The 15202-nt window shown below is 67.4% G+C and carries 16 protein-coding genes; 3 read left to right on the forward strand and 13 right to left on the reverse strand.

Annotated features, from left to right (window positions below; genetic code table 11):
- Positions 1–44: 44 nt before the first annotated feature.
- The 4 genes from can to EHF44_RS04900 all read right to left on the reverse strand — a co-directional run bounded on the left by can (position 45) and on the right by EHF44_RS04900 (position 4331).
- A complete protein-coding gene (gene can, locus EHF44_RS04885) occupies positions 45–716 on the reverse strand; it encodes a carbonate dehydratase (RefSeq protein WP_124682712.1) in 672 nt (223 codons plus the stop codon).
- Positions 713–2524 (reverse strand): bifunctional isocitrate dehydrogenase kinase/phosphatase, encoded by a 1812-nt coding sequence (gene aceK / locus EHF44_RS04890; RefSeq protein WP_124682713.1) that lies wholly within the window; start codon positions 2522–2524, stop codon positions 713–715. Before aceK ends, can begins: the two co-directional genes overlap by 4 nt.
- A 109-nt stretch (positions 2525–2633) precedes the next feature.
- A complete protein-coding gene (locus EHF44_RS04895) occupies positions 2634–3815 on the reverse strand; it encodes an isovaleryl-CoA dehydrogenase (protein WP_124682714.1) in 1182 nt (393 codons plus the stop codon).
- A 90-nt stretch (positions 3816–3905) separates the two neighbouring features.
- Positions 3906–4331 (reverse strand): MerR family transcriptional regulator, encoded by a 426-nt coding sequence (locus tag EHF44_RS04900; RefSeq protein ID WP_124682715.1) that lies wholly within the window; start codon positions 4329–4331, stop codon positions 3906–3908.
- A gap of 175 nt (positions 4332–4506) precedes the next feature.
- Between EHF44_RS04900 and EHF44_RS04905 the strand changes: the two genes are divergently transcribed.
- Complete coding sequence (locus tag EHF44_RS04905; protein WP_124682716.1) at positions 4507–5583, forward strand: MBL fold metallo-hydrolase; 1077 nt, start codon at positions 4507–4509, stop codon at positions 5581–5583.
- A gap of 6 nt (positions 5584–5589) precedes the next feature.
- Here EHF44_RS04905 and EHF44_RS04910 read toward each other — a convergent pair whose 3' ends face one another.
- The 4 genes from EHF44_RS04910 to argS form a co-directional block, all read right to left on the reverse strand.
- Complete coding sequence (locus EHF44_RS04910) at positions 5590–6420, reverse strand: helical backbone metal receptor (protein WP_124682717.1); 831 nt, start codon at positions 6418–6420, stop codon at positions 5590–5592.
- Positions 6421–6587: 167 nt separating this feature from the next.
- The gene (locus EHF44_RS04915; protein WP_124682718.1) at positions 6588–7226 is read right to left on the reverse strand and encodes a thiol:disulfide interchange protein DsbA/DsbL; all 639 of its coding nucleotides are present in this window, start codon (positions 7224–7226) and stop codon (positions 6588–6590) included.
- A gap of 113 nt (positions 7227–7339) precedes the next feature.
- Entirely contained in the window at positions 7340–8068 is a 729-nt protein-coding gene (locus EHF44_RS04920; RefSeq protein ID WP_124682719.1) for an SPOR domain-containing protein, read from the reverse strand.
- Between the two features lie 54 nt (positions 8069–8122).
- On the reverse strand, positions 8123–9943 hold the full coding sequence (argS, locus tag EHF44_RS04925) for an arginine--tRNA ligase (RefSeq protein WP_124682720.1): 1821 nt from the start codon (positions 9941–9943) through the stop codon (positions 8123–8125).
- Between the two features lie 184 nt (positions 9944–10127).
- Between argS and EHF44_RS04930 the strand changes: the two genes are divergently transcribed.
- Positions 10128–10448 carry a DUF1840 domain-containing protein gene (locus tag EHF44_RS04930; RefSeq protein WP_124682721.1) on the forward strand — a complete coding sequence of 107 codons (321 nt, stop codon included), beginning with the start codon at positions 10128–10130 and terminating at the stop codon, positions 10446–10448.
- A 266-nt stretch (positions 10449–10714) separates the two neighbouring features.
- Here EHF44_RS04930 and EHF44_RS04935 read toward each other — a convergent pair whose 3' ends face one another.
- Entirely contained in the window at positions 10715–11137 is a 423-nt protein-coding gene (locus EHF44_RS04935) for a DUF883 family protein (RefSeq protein WP_124682722.1), read from the reverse strand.
- A gap of 72 nt (positions 11138–11209) precedes the next feature.
- A complete protein-coding gene (locus tag EHF44_RS04940; protein ID WP_124682723.1) occupies positions 11210–11374 on the reverse strand; it encodes a DUF1328 domain-containing protein in 165 nt (54 codons plus the stop codon).
- Between the two features lie 270 nt (positions 11375–11644).
- Between EHF44_RS04940 and EHF44_RS04945 the strand changes: the two genes are divergently transcribed.
- Positions 11645–13036: a CHASE3 domain-containing protein gene (locus EHF44_RS04945; RefSeq protein ID WP_124682724.1), complete on the forward strand. Its 1392-nt coding sequence runs from the start codon at positions 11645–11647 to the stop codon at positions 13034–13036.
- An 87-nt stretch (positions 13037–13123) separates the two neighbouring features.
- Here the strand turns inward: EHF44_RS04945 and EHF44_RS04950 are convergent, their stop codons facing one another.
- From EHF44_RS04950 to EHF44_RS04960, 3 genes are all read right to left on the reverse strand, one after another.
- Positions 13124–13528, reverse strand: coding sequence for a response regulator (locus EHF44_RS04950; RefSeq protein WP_124682725.1), 405 nt, complete (start codon positions 13526–13528; stop codon positions 13124–13126).
- A 69-nt stretch (positions 13529–13597) separates the two neighbouring features.
- Positions 13598–14230, reverse strand: a complete 633-nt coding sequence (locus EHF44_RS04955; protein ID WP_061956399.1) for a response regulator — start codon at positions 14228–14230, stop codon at positions 13598–13600.
- Positions 14231–14556: 326 nt separating this feature from the next.
- Positions 14557–14946, reverse strand: coding sequence for a hypothetical protein (locus EHF44_RS04960; RefSeq protein ID WP_124682726.1), 390 nt, complete (start codon positions 14944–14946; stop codon positions 14557–14559).
- Positions 14947–15202 lie beyond the last annotated feature (256 nt).

Here is a 15202-nt window from a genome sequence, read left to right on the forward strand (position 1 = left end):
GTCGGTGTCTCCTCGGAGGCCCGGTCCGGGCCTCGACTGGTGGATCAGCGGATCGATGCCTGGGGGGGCTCGCCGTACTGCTGCAGCGCCGCGGCGGTCTGGGCCTGCAGTTCGTCGTTGTTGCTGGCGGCCATGCCCAGGTCGCGCAGCAGGCCGTCGGACACGCCGTAGATCCAGCCGTGCACGGTCACCTGCTGGCCACGTGCCCAGGCGTCCTGCAGCACGGTACTCTGGCAGACGTTGTTGACCTGCTCGATCACGTTCAGCTCGCACAGGCGCGTGTGGGCGTCGTCCTCGCGCAGCACGGTGCCCAGGTAGGCCGCGTGCTTGTCGGCCACGTCGCGCACGTGGCGCAGCCAGTTGTCGCACAGGCCCACGCGCTCGCGCTTGAGCGCCACCTTGACGCCGCCGCAGCCGTAGTGGCCCACCACGGTGATGTGGCGCACCTTGAGCACCTCGACCGCGAACTGGATCACCGACAGCGCGTTCAGGTCGCTGTGCGAGATCACATTGGCGATATTGCGATGGACGAACACCTCGCCCGGGGCCAGGCCCAGGATCTGGTTGGCCGGCACGCGCGAATCGGAGCAGCCGATCCACAGGTACTCGGGCGCCTGCTGGTTGGCCAGGCGGGTGAAGAAGGCCGGGTCTTCCGCGTTGACGCGGTCCACCCATTCGCGGTTGTTGCGGAACAGCTGGGCGATGGCGTCACTCATGCTGCCCTCCTTGCGTGGTCGGTTGTTGCGGCACCGTAGCGGTGGATGAAGCGGATGTGTTGTGGATAGGCAAAGACATCGTGAAAATGGCCGGCCAGCAGCCGGTCCTTGTGTTGCTGCCACATGGCGGCGTCAAAGAAATCGGGATGGTGCCGCAGGAACGCGGCGCGCACGCGGTCATCCCCGAGCAGGAACGTGCGGAAGGTCTCCGGGAAGATGTCGTGCGGACGTACGGTGTACCACACCTCGCCGGACATTTCCTCTTCCTCGTTGCGCGGCTCGGGCACGCGGCGGATGTTGCAGTCGGTCAGGTACTCGATCTCGTCGTAGTCGTAGAACACCACGCGGCCGTGCCGCGTGACGCCGAAGTTCTTGTAGAGCATGTCGCCAGGGAAGATGTTGGCGGCCATCAGCTCCTTGATGGCGTCGCCGTACTCGCGCACGCCGTGGTCCACCTGGGCGTCGGTGCCTTCCTGCAGCCAGATGTTCAGCGGCGTCATGCGGCGCTCGATGTACAGGTGCCGCACGACGATTTCCTCGCTGCCGTCGGGCGCGCGCTGGCGCTCCAGCATCGACGGCACGTGCTGCTCCAGCTCGCGCACCAGCGCCTCGTCGAAGCGGGACAGCGGGAAGGCCACGTCCGAATACTCCAGCGTATCGGCCATGCGGCCCACGCGGTCGTGCCGCTTGACCAGCTGGTACTTGGCTTCCACCTGGGCGCGCGTGGTCTCCTTGGGCGGCGCGAAGGCGTCGCGAATCACCTTGAACACGTACGGAAACGACGGCAGCGTGAACACCAGCATCACCAGCCCCCGGATGCCGGGCGCCATGATGAACTTGTCCGACGAATGCTGCAGATGGTGCAGGAAGTCGCGGTAGAACAAGTTCTTGCCCTGCTTCTGCAGCCCCAGGCTGGTGTAGATCTCGGCGCGCGACTTGCGCGGCAGCAGGTCGCGCAGGAACGTGACGTAGGCCGACGGAATCTCCATGTCGACCAGAAAGTAGGCGTGCGTGAACGAGAACAGCACCAGCAACTGCTCGTGCTGCAGCAGTACCGTGTCCAGCACCAGCTTGCCCGACGCGCCATGGACGACCGGGATCGCCATCGGATAGGTCTGGTCGCCGTTCAGCACCCGGCCGATGATGAACGCCGACTTGTTGCGGTAGAACAGCGACGACAGCGTATGGACCTGGAAATTTGGCGCAACGGCGAAGTCGCCGGCGTGCTCGTCGATGGCGCGCAGCACGTAGCCAATGTCGCGCTTCAGGTCCTCGAACGGCACGTCGAGCTGGAAGTTGTGGACGATCCGCTCGAAGCAGGCCGCCATGCCGGCCCGGCTGCCCGGGTAGTAGGCGCGGTAGGTGGGCCGCGTGGGCGATTCCTCGTTCTCGATGTACTCGGTGGACAGCGCCGGCCGCACGAAGATGAAGTCGTTGTTGAAGTACGACCGGTGCAGGATCCGCGTGCAGACCGAATTGAAGAACGTCTCGGCCAGCTCGGGCTGGTGGTGGTTGGTCAGCAGGCCGATGTAGTGGAGCTTGATCTGCTGCCAGATATCGTCGGCGATGTGCCCGGCGTCGTATTGCGCCTGCAGGATCGCCACGGCTTCCTGCACGCGGTCGTTGTAGAACGCGATGCGGTCCCGCTGCAGCTTGCGCAGGCCGTGCCAGTCCGCGGCCTCGAAGCGCGCCTTGGCCTCGATGCCGGCGTCGCGGAACAGCCTGTAGTGCTTGTCGAAGCCGTCCAGCATGGTCCGCGCCACATCGTAGGCAATCTGCGACGACAGCAGCTTGGGAAAGTGGGACATGGCTCTCGAAGGTTCCGGGGCGCGGCGGGAGGGTCTGCAGACGAAATTGTAATGGCGTTCGGGACTTCCCTTCGGGTCGCCCCAAGCGCCGTTTGCGTAACTTCTGTCCTTACATTGTTTCCGCGAACAACTCGCGGCCAATCAGCATGCGGCGGATTTCGGACGTACCGGCGCCAATCTCGTACAGCTTGGCATCGCGCCAGAGCCGGCCCACCGGGTACTCGTTGATGTAGCCGTTGCCGCCCAGGATCTGCACCGATTCGCCGGCCATCCACGTCGCCTTCTCGGCCGTGTAGAGGATCACCGCGGCGCAGTCCTTGCGCACCTGGCGCACGTGGTCGGTGCCCAGCGCGTCGAGGTTCTTGCCCACGGTGTACAGGTAGCTGCGGGCCGCCTGCAGCGTGGTGTACATATCGGCCACCTTGCCCTGGATGAGCTGGAATTCGCCGATGCTCTGGCCGAACTGCTTGCGGTCGTGGATGTACGGCGTCACCACGTCCATGCACGCCTGCATGATGCCGACCGGGCCGCCCGACAGCACGGCGCGCTCGTAGTCCAGCCCGCTCATCAGCACCTTGGCGCCGCCGTTTTCGGCCCCCAGGATGTTCTCGACCGGCACCTCGACGTCCTGGAACACCAGTTCGCCCGTGTGCGAGCCGCGCATGCCGAGCTTGTCCAGCTTCTGCGCCACCGAGAACCCCTTCATGCCCTTTTCGACGATGAAAGCGGTCATGCCGCGCGCGCCCAGGTCTGGCTCGGTCTTGGCGTAGACCACCAGCACGTCGCAGTCCGGGCCGTTGGTGATCCACATCTTGGTGCCGTTCAGCACGTAGCGGTCGCCCTTGAGATCGGCGCGCAGCTTCATGCTGACCACGTCGGACCCGGCGTTCGGCTCGCTCATCGCCAGCGCGCCGATCCAGTCGCCCGACACCAGCTTCGGCAGGTACTTGGCCTTCTGCGCGGCCGTGCCGTTGCGGTGGATCTGGTTCACGCAGAGGTTGGAGTGCGCGCCGTACGACAGCCCGACCGACGCCGACGCGCGGCTGATCTCCTCCATCGCGATCATGTGCGCCAGGTAGCCCATGTTGGCGCCGCCGTATTCCTCGGCCACGGTGATGCCCAGCACGCCGAGGTCGCCCATTTTCTTCCAGGCGTCCATCGGGAACTGGTCGGTGCGGTCGATCTCGCCCGCGCGCGGCGCCAGCTCGGCCTGCGCCCAGTTGCGCACCGATTCGCGCAGCATCTCGATGTCCTCGCCGAGGTGGAATTTCAGGCCGGGGAGTTCGGTCATGGTTGGGTCTCCTATTTGTCCGGATATTTTATTGACGTTTACGTAAACGTCAATTGGGGCCGACACGCGGGGCAGCGTGCGGCGGCGCGATCAGGCCGACTGCGTCTTGGGGGCGCCATGGTGGCTCGCCAGCAGCGTCTTGCACTGGCGTTCATGCTGGTCGATCTCGGCCAGCTGGGCCTGCAGGTCCTCCAGCTGGCGCTCCAGCGCGCCGCGGTGCTGGGCCAGCAGGTGCAGAAAGCGTTCGAGCTGCGGCGCGGTGTCGCGCGGCGATTCGTAGAGATCCAGGATTTCGCGGATCTCGTTGAGAGTAAGCCCTAACCTTTTGCCGCGCAGCGTGAGCTTGAGGCGGGTGCGTTCCCGCCCGTTGTACACGCGCTTGCGTCCGCTGGGGCCTTCGCGGTCGGGCGACAGCAGGCCCTGGTCCTCGTAGAACCGTATCGCGCGCGGCGTGATCTCGAATTCACGTGCCAGATCGGTGATCGAGTACGTGGCGGTGGATGGCTGAGCCGACATATGGCGTCCTGCAAAAATGAACGGTCGTTCGCGGAATCGTTGCACGATCAACTTTTTGAACTAAGATGACGTGCAGGGCCGGCGAATTGACGTTAACGTTAGCGTCAACCGCCGCGCCTGACAATCCAGAAGAGCGAGCCCCGCAGCCCGCCGCCTTTTCCACGAGACAAGCCCCATGAACGCACTCGAACATCAGCTTCAATACCCGTTTGGCGATGCCATGCCCGACCCCGGCACGCGCCAGGAAGTGGCGCCGGGCGTGTACTGGCTGCGCATGCCGCTGCCGTTCGCGCTGGACCATATCAACCTGTGGCTGCTGCGCGACCGCATCGACGGCCGTGACGGCTGGACCATCATCGATTGCGGCATCACCAACGACACGATCCAGGCCCACTGGGAAACGATCTTCGCCAACGAGCTGGAAGGCTTGCCCGTGCTGCGCGTGCTGGTCACGCACTGCCACCCGGACCACGTGGGCCTGGCGCACTGGATCTGCAAGCGCTGGGACGTGCGACTGTGGATGAGCCTGGGCGACTACATGTCCGCCCGCGTGATGGCCGGCGGCTCCGGCGTGGGCTCCAACGCCGGCGGCGACTTCGCGGCCAGCCATTTCGCCCGCCACGGCCTGACCGACCCGGAAAACCTGGAAAAACTGCGCGCGCGCAAGAGCTACTACCCGTCGCTGGTGCCGGACCTGCCCACGCAGTACCGCCGGCTGATGGACGGCGATACCGTCCGCATCGGCGCCGATCCGGCCACGGCCGCGTGGCGCGTCATCACCGGCTACGGCCACGCCCCGGAGCACGTGGCGCTCTACAACGCCGCCACCAACGTGCTGATCTCCGGCGACATGGTGCTGCCGCGCATCTCCACCAACGTCAGCGTCTTCGACATGGAGCCGGAAGCCAACCCGCTGCAGCTCTACCTGGACTCGCTGGGCAAGTACGAGGACCTGCCGGCCGACGTGCTGATCCTGCCGTCCCACGGCCGGCCGTTCCGCAACCTGCACACGCGGCTGCGGCAACTGCACGAACACCATGCCGACCGCCTGGCCGAGACGCTGCAGGCGTGCGCCGAGAAGCCGTGCAACGCGCACGACATCGTCGGCGTGATCTTCCGCCGCCAGTTCGACATCCACCAGTTGACCTTTGCGATGGGCGAGGCGCTGGCGCACCTGCACGCGCTCTGGCATCGCGGCGAACTGGTGCGGCAGGTGGACGACGACGGCGTGGTGCGTTTCCGCAAGGCTTGAGCGGGGTCAAACCCCCGCCGCCGCCAGATCGCGCAGGTACCGCACGCCGGCCACCGCCCGGCTGCCGTACCAGGACAGCATCTCGCCATCCACCAGCAGCACCGGCTTGCCGATCTGGCGCTCCAGCGTGTCGGCGTGGTCCTCGGTGAAGCGGTACGGCTCGGTCGACAGCAGCACGGCGTCCAGGTCACGCACCAGCGCGTCGCTCCAGCGGAACGTCGGATAGCGCTCGCCGCCCGCGTTCGGCCGGCTGCAATCGCCGTCGACGCAGGCCAGCGGCGTGGCGTCGGGCCACGTGGCCCAGTTCACCAGCGCCAGCATCTGGCTGATATAGGTGTCGCGCGACACGGTCATCCACGGGTCCTGCCAGATCGCGTAGAGCACGCGGCGCGCCGGCCAGGTGCGGTCCTGCAAGGCGTTCAGCGCGGCGCGCAGGTCGTCGCCCAGCCGGGCGGCCTGCGCCTGGCGGCCGAAGATGCCGCCGATCAGGTCATAGAGCGCGAAGTTGTCGGCCGGCCGGCACGGATGGGTGACCACCACATGCGGCACGAAGCCGCGAATCTCGTCCACGGTCTCGCGGCGGTTCTCGTCGATGTTGACGATGACGTGGGTCGGCGCCAGCGCCCGCAGCTTGTCGAGCCGCACGTCCTTGGTCCCGCCCACCTTTTCCACGGCACGCACCGCCGGCGCCGGATGGATGCAGAACCCCGTGCGCGCCACGACCTGCCCGCCGAGCCCCAGGTCGAACAGCAGCTCGGTGATCGACGGCACCAGCGACGCGATGCGCACCGGCCCGCTGGCCGGCGCGTGCGGCTGCCCGAGTGCGTCAGTCCACATCGTGCGGCTGGCCAAGGCCGCCCGAGGCGCCAGGCGGGAAAGGGGTCTGGGAGGTCATGGGCGTCAATATAGCGCTTCCGGCCAGCGCGGGCGCGGCGGCGGCCGGAAACAAAACAGCCCGGGCAGGCGCTGCACCGGGCTGTTTCGAAAGGCGGCGGGGGAGACGATCAGAGCTTCTTGTCGCGCACGCCCGTGACCAGGAAGTCCATCGCCTGGATCGCGGCGCCCTTGGTGCCGGCGATCGACGGCGACGTCTCGTACTTGCCCTGCACCACCACGGTCGGCACGCCGTCGATCTTGTAGGCGTCGGCCACCTTGTTGGCGCGCTGGGCGTTCGTCGTCACCGAGAACGAGTTGTACGTGTCCAGCCACTGCTTGCGGTCGATGCCGTTGGCGGCCATGAAGTCGGCAATCTCGTTCGTGTCCACCATGCGCTTGCGCTGCTTGTGGATCGCGTCGAACACCTTGGTGTGCATCGCGTCGACCTTGCCCAGCGCTTCCAGGGCGTAGAAGATCTTGGTGTGCGGCAGCAGGTCGTCGCGGAAGGCCACCGGCACGCGCTTGAACACCACGTCCTTGCCCTGCTTCTTCACCCACGCTTCCAGTTCCGGCTCGAAGTCGTAGCAGTGCGGGCAGCCGTACCAGAAGAACTCGGTCACTTCGATCTTGCCAGCGGGCACCGGCTGCGGGGCTTTCAGAACCGTGTAGTCCTTGCCTTCGGTCGGCGCGGCCATGGCGGCTGGCGCGGACATCAGCAGGCCGCTCACGGCGGCAGCGGTGGCGATCAGTGCGGCGATTTTCTTCATGTCAGAAGGGCCTTACGGGTTGTACGCGCTCGGCGAGCGGATGGATTGCGTCTAAGACCGGGCCGGCGGCACTTGGTTCGCATGGCCGGCCCGGTCAGATTTATTTCAACGGATTACTGCTTGGTGAACCGGATCACCGAGGCGTCGAAGCCGGCCGACTGCAGGCGGTCGCGCGCACGGTTCATGTCCTCGATCCGGTTGAACGGTCCCAGTCGAACGCGGTACATCTTGACGCCGTTGACATCGCGGTCGGTCACCTTGGCCTCGAACCCCTGCATGGCCAGGTTGGCCTTCTGGCGGTCCGCGTCGTCCTGCGAGCGGAAGGCGCCCACCTGCAGCAGGTAGCCCACCTTGTTGGCATCGGCCTGGGCGATCTCGGCGATCGGGTCCGCCACCGGCTTCTCGGCCGGGCGGGCGGGCGGCTTCTCGGCGGGCTTTTCGGCCGGCTTGCTGGCCACCGCGCCGTTGCTGGCGCCGGGCACCTCGGCCGGGCGGCTGGTGGCCACGGGCGGCTGCGGGGCCGCCGGCTGCTCGGCCGGGGCCACCGGCTTGGCCGGCGTCTTGCTCCAGAGCGGCTTGTTCGGATCGCTGGGTTCGCCGCCGGGCTGGGCCTGCTGGGCCGGGTTGGGCAGCGTGCTGGACACATTGCCCGGCTCGGTCGGCCGCGGCGCGGGCGCGTTGCCGCCCTTGAACGGCGCCGGGGACTTGGTGATGTACAGCGCGATGACCACGGCAATGGCCAGGCCGACGATCAGCCCGAGCACCAGGCCCAGGAACGTGCCGCCACGCTGCGTCTGGCGATGGCGGACGGCGCGCAGGGCGCGCTTGGCATTGTGTTGCATGTAGTCCTCTTCGGTGATGCCGGGGATTATAGAGCCACTGCCGTGACGCGAAGTTCAGGCCGCCGGGGAATCGGCTTCCGGGGCGCGATCCATCCGTTGCGGCGCCGACACGCCGATCACGGCCAGGCCGTTGCGCAGCACCTGGCGCGTGGCCGCCAGCAGCGCCAGGCGGGCCTGCTTGACGGTGTCGTCGTCCACCAGCACGCGGTCGGCGTTGTAGAACGCGTGGAAGTCGCCCGCCAGGTCGCGCAGGTAGAACGCCACCGCGTGGGGGGCCAGTTCGCCGGCGGCGGCAGCCAGCATGTCCGGGAATTCGGCCAGCCGGCGGCCCAGCGCGATGGCCTGCGGGCTCACGTCCGCGGCCGTCACGGCGGCCAGGTCCACGCTGGCCAGCGCCGGCAGGCGGGCCTGCCAGTCCGCGCCGCCCCAGGCCTCGAAGATCGAGCAGATGCGGGCGTGGGCGTACTGCACGTAGTACACCGGGTTCTCGTCGTTCTGCTTCAGCGCCAGGTCCACGTCGAACACGAACTCGGTATCGGCCTTGCGCGACAGCAGGAAGAAGCGCACCGCGTCGCGGCCGCGCGTGAAGTGGGCGGGCCAGTCGGCCACGCCGCCGTCCAGGCAGCCGCGGATCGTCTCGTCGCCGCCGTTGCTCCACTCGATCAGGTCGCGCACGGTCACGTACGAGCCAGCGCGCTTGGAGATCTTGACCTCCTCGCCGTTCTTCATGACCGTGACCATCTTGTGCAGCACGTAGTCGGGGTAGCCCTTGGGAATGCCGATGTCCAGCCCCTGCAGGCCGGCACGCACGCGGGCGATGGTGCCGTGGTGGTCGCTGCCCTGCACGTTGATGACCTTGGCGAAGCCGCGTTCCCACTTGGTGGTGTGGTACGCCACGTCCGGCACGAAGTACGTGTACGTGCCGTCCGACTTCTTCATGACGCGGTCCTTGTCGTCGCCGTCGTCGGTGGTGCGCAGCCACAGCGCGCCTTCGTTCTCGTAGGTCTTGCCCTTGCCGACCAGCGATTGCACGGCGGCATCCACGCGGCCGTCGCTGTACAGCGACGATTCCAGGTAGTAGCGGTCGAACTTCACGCCAAACGCCTGCAGGTCGATGTCCTGCTCGTTGCGCAGGTACGTGACCGCGAAGCGGCGGATCGATTCCAGGTCCTCGATGTCGCCCGACGCCGTGACCGGCTCGCCGTCAGAGGCCGCCACGGTCTTGCCGGCCTTGAAGTCGGCGGCGATATCGGCGATGTAGTCGCCGTTGTAGGCCGACTCCGGCCAGCCGGCGTCGCCCGGCTTCAGGCCCCGGGCGCGCGCCTGGACCGAGATGGCCAGCGTGTGGATCTGCACGCCGGCGTCGTTGTAGTAGAACTCGCGGTGGACCTTCCAGCCCTGCCAGGCCAGCAGGTTGGCCAGCGCGTCGCCCAGCGCCGCCTGGCGGCCGTGGCCCACGTGCAGCGGCCCGGTGGGATTGGCCGAAACGAATTCGACCAGCACCTGGCCGTGCTCGCCGGCCGGGCGGGCGCCGAACTGGTCGCCATCGGCCAGCACGGCGCGCAGCACCTCGGCGCGGGCGGCCGGGCTCAGGCGCAGGTTGATGAAGCCGGGACCGGCAATTTCCAGCGCCGCCACCAGCGCGGAGGCGCGCGGGTCGGCCTGCACGGCGGCCACCACCTTCTGCGCCAGTTCGCGCGGGTTGGTCTTCAGCGCCTTGGCCACCTGCATGGCGATGTTGCAGGCCAGGTCGCCGTGGGCGGCGGCCTTGGGGCGCTCGAACGTGACCGCGGGCAGGGTGGCGTCGGCCGGGGCGAGCGCGCGCACGGCGTCAGTGAACGCGGCGGCGAGTTGGGAGGTCTGAACAGGCAGCATGGATATCTTGGCCCTGAAAGGCTGGAATGCTTCCGGCTGGGGGCAGGCTCGAAGTGGAGGCCCCGCCGCGCGCGCCGGCAGTCGAAATCGGGAAACGCGGAATTTTATCAGGTGCTATGCTGACATCATGCGACGACCTGTGCGCCCCGCGCCTCCACTGTCGCGTTACGTGAAAGGAAACATCATGCTGATCACCTTCAAATCCCACGCGGCGCAGGACCTGATCATGATGAAGGATCTTGCCATGACCCTGCTTGGCATCATCGGCAAGCACCTGGGCGAACGCGGGGTGATCACGTCCGAGGAGCTGCCGGGCGCCATCCGCAAGCTGGAAGCCGCCGTCCTGGACGCGAAGAAGGTCCACCCCGCCGACACCACGGTCCACCCCGACGTGGATGACGAGCGCGAGGAAGAACCGCTGCACCTGGGCCAGCGCGCCTACCCGTTCCTGGACATGCTGCGCGCGTCGCAGAAGGAAGGCACGGACGTGATGTGGGGCGTCTGAGGCGCCTCCGCTGATTCCGGGCCGCCTTCGGCCCCCCCGGCCCGGTTCCACCCCACCCTGAAGGGCGCCGCCACCCCGGCGGCGCCTGCCCCCCGCCCCGGGCGCGACGCCGCTCCCCTTCTTCGGCACCAAAAAAAAGAACCCGGACACCGCTGGGTGTCCGGGTGTCCCGGATCAGGGATATATCCGGAAAGGGGGTTGCTGCAGGGCAGAGGGGGAGAGACCCTCGGTATTCTTGCGGGCCCCGGCTGTCCGGGCGCGCCCGGCTATTCGCCGTGGCGGCGCGACGACGCCAGCAGCAGGCCGACAAAGGCACCCACCAGGGCTGCCACGCCCACCGCCTTGAGCGGGGATTCCACGACGCGCTGGCGTCCGTGGTCGACCGCGACGTCCACCTGCCCGCGCGCCCAGTCCATGCCTTCGCGGCTGCGTTCGCGCATGCGGTCGGTCAGTTCGTGGGCGCGGGCCCGCAGGCGGCGGCCGGCGGCCATGCCTTCGGCGGAACCTTCATGCGCCAGCACGTCGATGGTCTGCTGGAGCTGGGTGATCAGCGCCTTCACTTCGTCGGATACCGGGCCGACGGCGTCGCGGGTGTCGCGGGCCGAATGCCGGATCTGGCGCACGGCGGCATCTGCGCTGTCGTGCAGATGGTTGATTTCCTTCCGGATCTTTGGATTCTGCGTGAGCATGGATACTCCTTTAAGTCCAGTCCTGGCGTGGAGTCCCGCGGTATGCCACCGCGGGCCCCGCGAACCTGGCGCTTAACGTCGGCGCACCAGGCCCATCACGGCGGCCACGAGGGCCACGACCAGGAAGATGAAGAACAGGATCTTCGCGATTTCCACGGCGCCGGCTGCAATGCCGCCGAAGCCGAAGATTGCCGCCACGATGGCGACGATGAAAAAGACGAGTGCGTAGTACAGCATGACCAGTCTCCCGAGGTTAGCGAACGCGCCGTCCTGGCTTTGCGTTCTGCTTGCGCCACGGTGCGCAAGCTCATAGCCTCACTCTAGGGTTCGGCATGTGGACCGCACACCGAAAACAGACCGATTCAGATGTCAGCCGAGTCCTACACCTCACCCCGTCGGGCGCTGGATGCGCGGCCGTGGCGGCCCCGGTACGATTGACCCTGCCAAAATGATGTGATTCCATGTCCGCACGCCCGCGCGGGCGCGTGCCCAACCCGCTGAGTTCCGATGGCCAAGCATTCCCTACTCCTGAGAAATACCCTGCTGCTGGCGGGAGGCATCGTGCTGACGCTGGCCGTGCTGATCGCATCGGAAACGGGCAACCTGCGCCTGCGCCAGGGCTACACCGAGGCCATCCGCTCCCAGCAGCTGCAGAGCGACCTGGGCGCGCTGATCGCCGAACTGGTCAACGCCGAGGCCGGCCAGCGCGGCTTCCTGCTGACCGGCAAGGAAAGCTACCTCGACCCTTACTACAAGGCGCTGCCGCAGATCAACGAGCTGATGGCCCGCGTGCGCCAGCACTACGCGAACGACCCCGAGGGGCTGCGCCAGTTCGGCGAGGCGTCGCAGTTCGTCACGCGCAAGCTCAACGAGATGGCCCTGACGCTGGTCTACGGCAAGCGCGACGTCGACGTGGCGCTGGACCTGATCCGCACCGACTTCGGCAAGCAGACGATGGAAAGCGCGCGGCGCGGCCTGGAGCAGCTGCAGGTGCGCGAATCGGGCACGGTCACGCACAACCTGGAGGCCGCCGAGCATGACCTGCAGTTGTCGCGCTACGGCATCGGCCTGCTGACGGCGATCAACATCCTGCTGCTCGTGGCCGTGGGCCTGGGCCACCAGCGCCGCATGAAGATGGCCGAGGCCGCCCGCGCCCAGCTCGAAGAGGAAAGCGCCCGGCTGGACCGCAAGGTGCGGGCGCGCACGCGGCAGCTGTCGGCCCTGGCGGCCCACCTGCAGCGCGTGACCGAGGACGAGAAGACCCGTCTGGCGCGCGAGCTGCACGACGAGCTGGGCGCCATCCTGACCGCGATCAAGCTGGACCTGCACTGGGTGAAGATGCGCGTGCAGGCGTCGCACCCCGACGCGCGGGACAAGATCACGCGCGTCATGCAGCATGCCGACCAGGCCATCCAGATCAAGCGCCGCCTGATCGAGGACCTGCGTCCCACGGTGCTGCTGAACCTGGGGCTGCGCGAGGCCATCATCCAGCACGTGGAAGACGTGGGCGCGCGCAACCAGTGGGAAACCGAGGTGGACCTGCCCGAGTCGCTGCCGCAGTTGCGCGACAACGCGGCCATCGCGCTGTACCGGATCGTGCAGGAGTCGCTGACGAACGCCAGCAAGTACGCCGAGGCCAAGCACATCTCGGTGGCGCTGGCCTGCACCAGCCAGCAACTGACGCTGACCGTGCGCGACGACGGCCGCGGCCTGCCGCCCGACTTCGACGCCGGCAGCATCGCCGGCCATCACGGCCTGCTTGGCATGGAACAGCGGGTACTGGCGCTGGGCGGGACGATCCACGTCGACTCGTCGCCCGGCCAGGGCGTGGCCATCCGCATCGAGGTGCCGCTGACCACCAGCGTGCTGGCACCGCCGGAGGAAACCACGGAAGTTTGAAGGGTGTCGTCCGCGATGTCCCGCTCGCCTCTCCCGCCGCGCGGGAGAGGGCAGCAAACCCATCGGGAGATTTGAGTCAGGGCCGGCTTACGCCGACGTTGCGTAGTCCTCGATCACCCGGAACACCTGCTCCAGCTCCAGGGACTTGTCGAAGAAGTAGTCCGCGCCCGCCTCGGTGCACTGGCGGCGGTACATCGATACCTGCGCGTGGTTGGTGTAGACGATGCGGATGCCCGATAGCTGGGCCTTCTGCATTTCGCGCAGGACGTTGATGCCGTTGCCCTGGCGCAGTTGCAGGTCGACGATGGACACGTCGTAGTGGCCCTGGGTGGCCAGCTTGACCGCGCCGCTCTCGGTATCGGCCCAGTCCACCGACTCCACGAACGGGAAGGCGGTCAGGTATTCCAGCAGCATGCCCCGCAAGACTTCGGAGTCCTCGATCAGGAGGACTCGCAGCGAGCGGTTGGGAGAGGCCGAGGCGTGCTCCGGCATGGCGCTAGGCAACTGTCAGGCGAAAGGGTGGACGAGCGAGGGCGCTGGCATGTGCAACGTGATGTCGGCCTATTCCACGAGCCCGTTCTTGATGGCGTAGTAGGTCAGGTCGGCATTGGTCTTCATGCCCATTTTCTCCAGGATGCGGGAGCGGTAGGTACTCACTGTCTTGACGCTGAGGAACAACTCGTCGGCGATCACGGACACCGACTGGCCGCGCGACAGCTTGCAGAAGATCTGGAACTCGCGCTCGGACAGCGTCTGGTGCACGGGTTGCTCGGTCGGCTTGTCGAGCCCGCCGATCAGCAGGTCCGCCACGGTGGGGCTCACGTAGCGGCGGCCCTGGGCCACCGTACGGATTGCCTTGACGAGGTCGTCCGGCGCCGATTCCTTGGTCAGGTAGCCCGAGGCGCCGGCACGGATCAGGTTGATCGCGTACTGGTCTTCCGGGTAGGTCGACAGGATCAGCACCGGCAGGTTGGGCAGGCGCTGACGAATCAGCTTCAGGACATCGATGCCGTTGCGGTCCGGCATCGAGATGTCGAGTACGAGTACGTCGAACTCGCTGTCGCGCAACTGCGCCATCACTTCGTCGCCGCTGGCGGCTTCGCCCGTCACCTTGATGTCGGGTTCCTCTGAAATGAACTGGCGCAGACCGGCGCGCACGATCTCATGATCGTCGGCGATCAAGACGCGAATCATCGGTGTCTCCACGGTGAGGGGGGCGACCCGCGGCCGAAAGGCGGCCCGGGCCGGTTTCCTGCATTGTAGTGCCGACGCGACGCGGAAGCTGTCGGCGTCCGGCTGACATGACGCGCCACGGCGACGGGCGCCCGGCGGCGTGTTGACGCCCATCCGGGCGGTTGGAAATTGACGCGATTGCTGCGCCGCGGCAGCGGGCGGCCGGGTGCGGCTGGCAGGGACGAAAAAAAACGGGCGCCATGGCTGGCGCCCGTTCATCCATTCGCGGCCGCGGCGACCGGGGCGGTCTGGAGGGGCCCGCCCCGGGCCTTTCGCGGACAGGCCGCTTACTTCGTCATCGTGCCGGCACCGGCGTCCGCGCCGCCCGTGGCGCCCAGCGTATCGCCCTTCTTCGACTTCGACTTGGCGTGGCCGGAATGCTTGCCCTGGTTCGTCTTGTCGGTCGTGGTCGACGTGGTGGTGTCGTTCTGCGCCTTGGCGCCCAGGCTGGCCTTGCTGCCCGGATCCGCCGAGCTCGGGCTGGCCGGGGTCACCGCGCCGCCCGCCGCGCCACCGGCGTTGAGGCCGGCGTTGGCACCTGCATTCGTGGAAGGTGCGTTCACGGAGGCGCCGACGCCCGCTTGGGTGCCAGCGGTGGCACCGGTGCCTTGCGCCATCGCCATCGACGAGGCAGCGGCAATCGACAGGGCGGACAGGGAGATCAGCAGCTTCTTCATGGGAGAGACTCCTTTACTGAATGCGCCACGGCGAACCATTCGCCCGCGGCATCCACGCGGTGTCACGTGAACTGGTTCCCAGTCTAGGGACGCCCGCCGTGCCGGTCTGTGAGCACTTGTCAGTGTGTGTAAGCAGTCGTGAAGACATTGCGAACATGGGCGCCGCGCCCCGTTTGCCCGCGCCCGGGCGGCGCCAATCGCCGCCTGCCCTTGTGCATCAACGGCTGCCGCGCCCATGAAAAAACCGGGAGGCCCC

Source organism: Cupriavidus pauculus, assembly GCF_003854935.1.
Taxonomy (GTDB): Bacteria; Pseudomonadota; Gammaproteobacteria; order Burkholderiales; family Burkholderiaceae; genus Cupriavidus; species Cupriavidus pauculus_C.

Excerpts from the sequence above, each read along its gene's own strand:
- can (WP_124682712.1), bottom strand. The coding sequence starts at position 716 with ATGAGTGACGCCATCGCCCAGCTGTTCCGCAACAACCGCGAATGGGTG.
- aceK (WP_124682713.1), bottom strand. The coding sequence starts at position 2,524 with ATGTCCCACTTTCCCAAGCTGCTGTCGTCGCAGATTGCCTACGATGTG.
- EHF44_RS04895 (WP_124682714.1), bottom strand. The coding sequence starts at position 3,815 with ATGACCGAACTCCCCGGCCTGAAATTCCACCTCGGCGAGGACATCGAG.
- EHF44_RS04900 (WP_124682715.1), bottom strand. The coding sequence starts at position 4,331 with ATGTCGGCTCAGCCATCCACCGCCACGTACTCGATCACCGATCTGGCA.
- EHF44_RS04905 (WP_124682716.1), top strand. The coding sequence starts at position 4,507 with ATGAACGCACTCGAACATCAGCTTCAATACCCGTTTGGCGATGCCATG.
- EHF44_RS04910 (WP_124682717.1), bottom strand. The coding sequence starts at position 6,420 with ATGTGGACTGACGCACTCGGGCAGCCGCACGCGCCGGCCAGCGGGCCG.
- EHF44_RS04915 (WP_124682718.1), bottom strand. The coding sequence starts at position 7,226 with ATGAAGAAAATCGCCGCACTGATCGCCACCGCTGCCGCCGTGAGCGGC.
- EHF44_RS04920 (WP_124682719.1), bottom strand. The coding sequence starts at position 8,068 with ATGCAACACAATGCCAAGCGCGCCCTGCGCGCCGTCCGCCATCGCCAG.
- argS (WP_124682720.1), bottom strand. The coding sequence starts at position 9,943 with ATGCTGCCTGTTCAGACCTCCCAACTCGCCGCCGCGTTCACTGACGCC.
- EHF44_RS04930 (WP_124682721.1), top strand. The coding sequence starts at position 10,128 with ATGCTGATCACCTTCAAATCCCACGCGGCGCAGGACCTGATCATGATG.
- EHF44_RS04935 (WP_124682722.1), bottom strand. The coding sequence starts at position 11,137 with ATGCTCACGCAGAATCCAAAGATCCGGAAGGAAATCAACCATCTGCAC.
- EHF44_RS04940 (WP_124682723.1), bottom strand. The coding sequence starts at position 11,374 with ATGCTGTACTACGCACTCGTCTTTTTCATCGTCGCCATCGTGGCGGCA.
- EHF44_RS04945 (WP_124682724.1), top strand. The coding sequence starts at position 11,645 with ATGGCCAAGCATTCCCTACTCCTGAGAAATACCCTGCTGCTGGCGGGA.
- EHF44_RS04950 (WP_124682725.1), bottom strand. The coding sequence starts at position 13,528 with ATGCCGGAGCACGCCTCGGCCTCTCCCAACCGCTCGCTGCGAGTCCTC.
- EHF44_RS04955 (WP_061956399.1), bottom strand. The coding sequence starts at position 14,230 with ATGATTCGCGTCTTGATCGCCGACGATCATGAGATCGTGCGCGCCGGT.
- EHF44_RS04960 (WP_124682726.1), bottom strand. The coding sequence starts at position 14,946 with ATGAAGAAGCTGCTGATCTCCCTGTCCGCCCTGTCGATTGCCGCTGCC.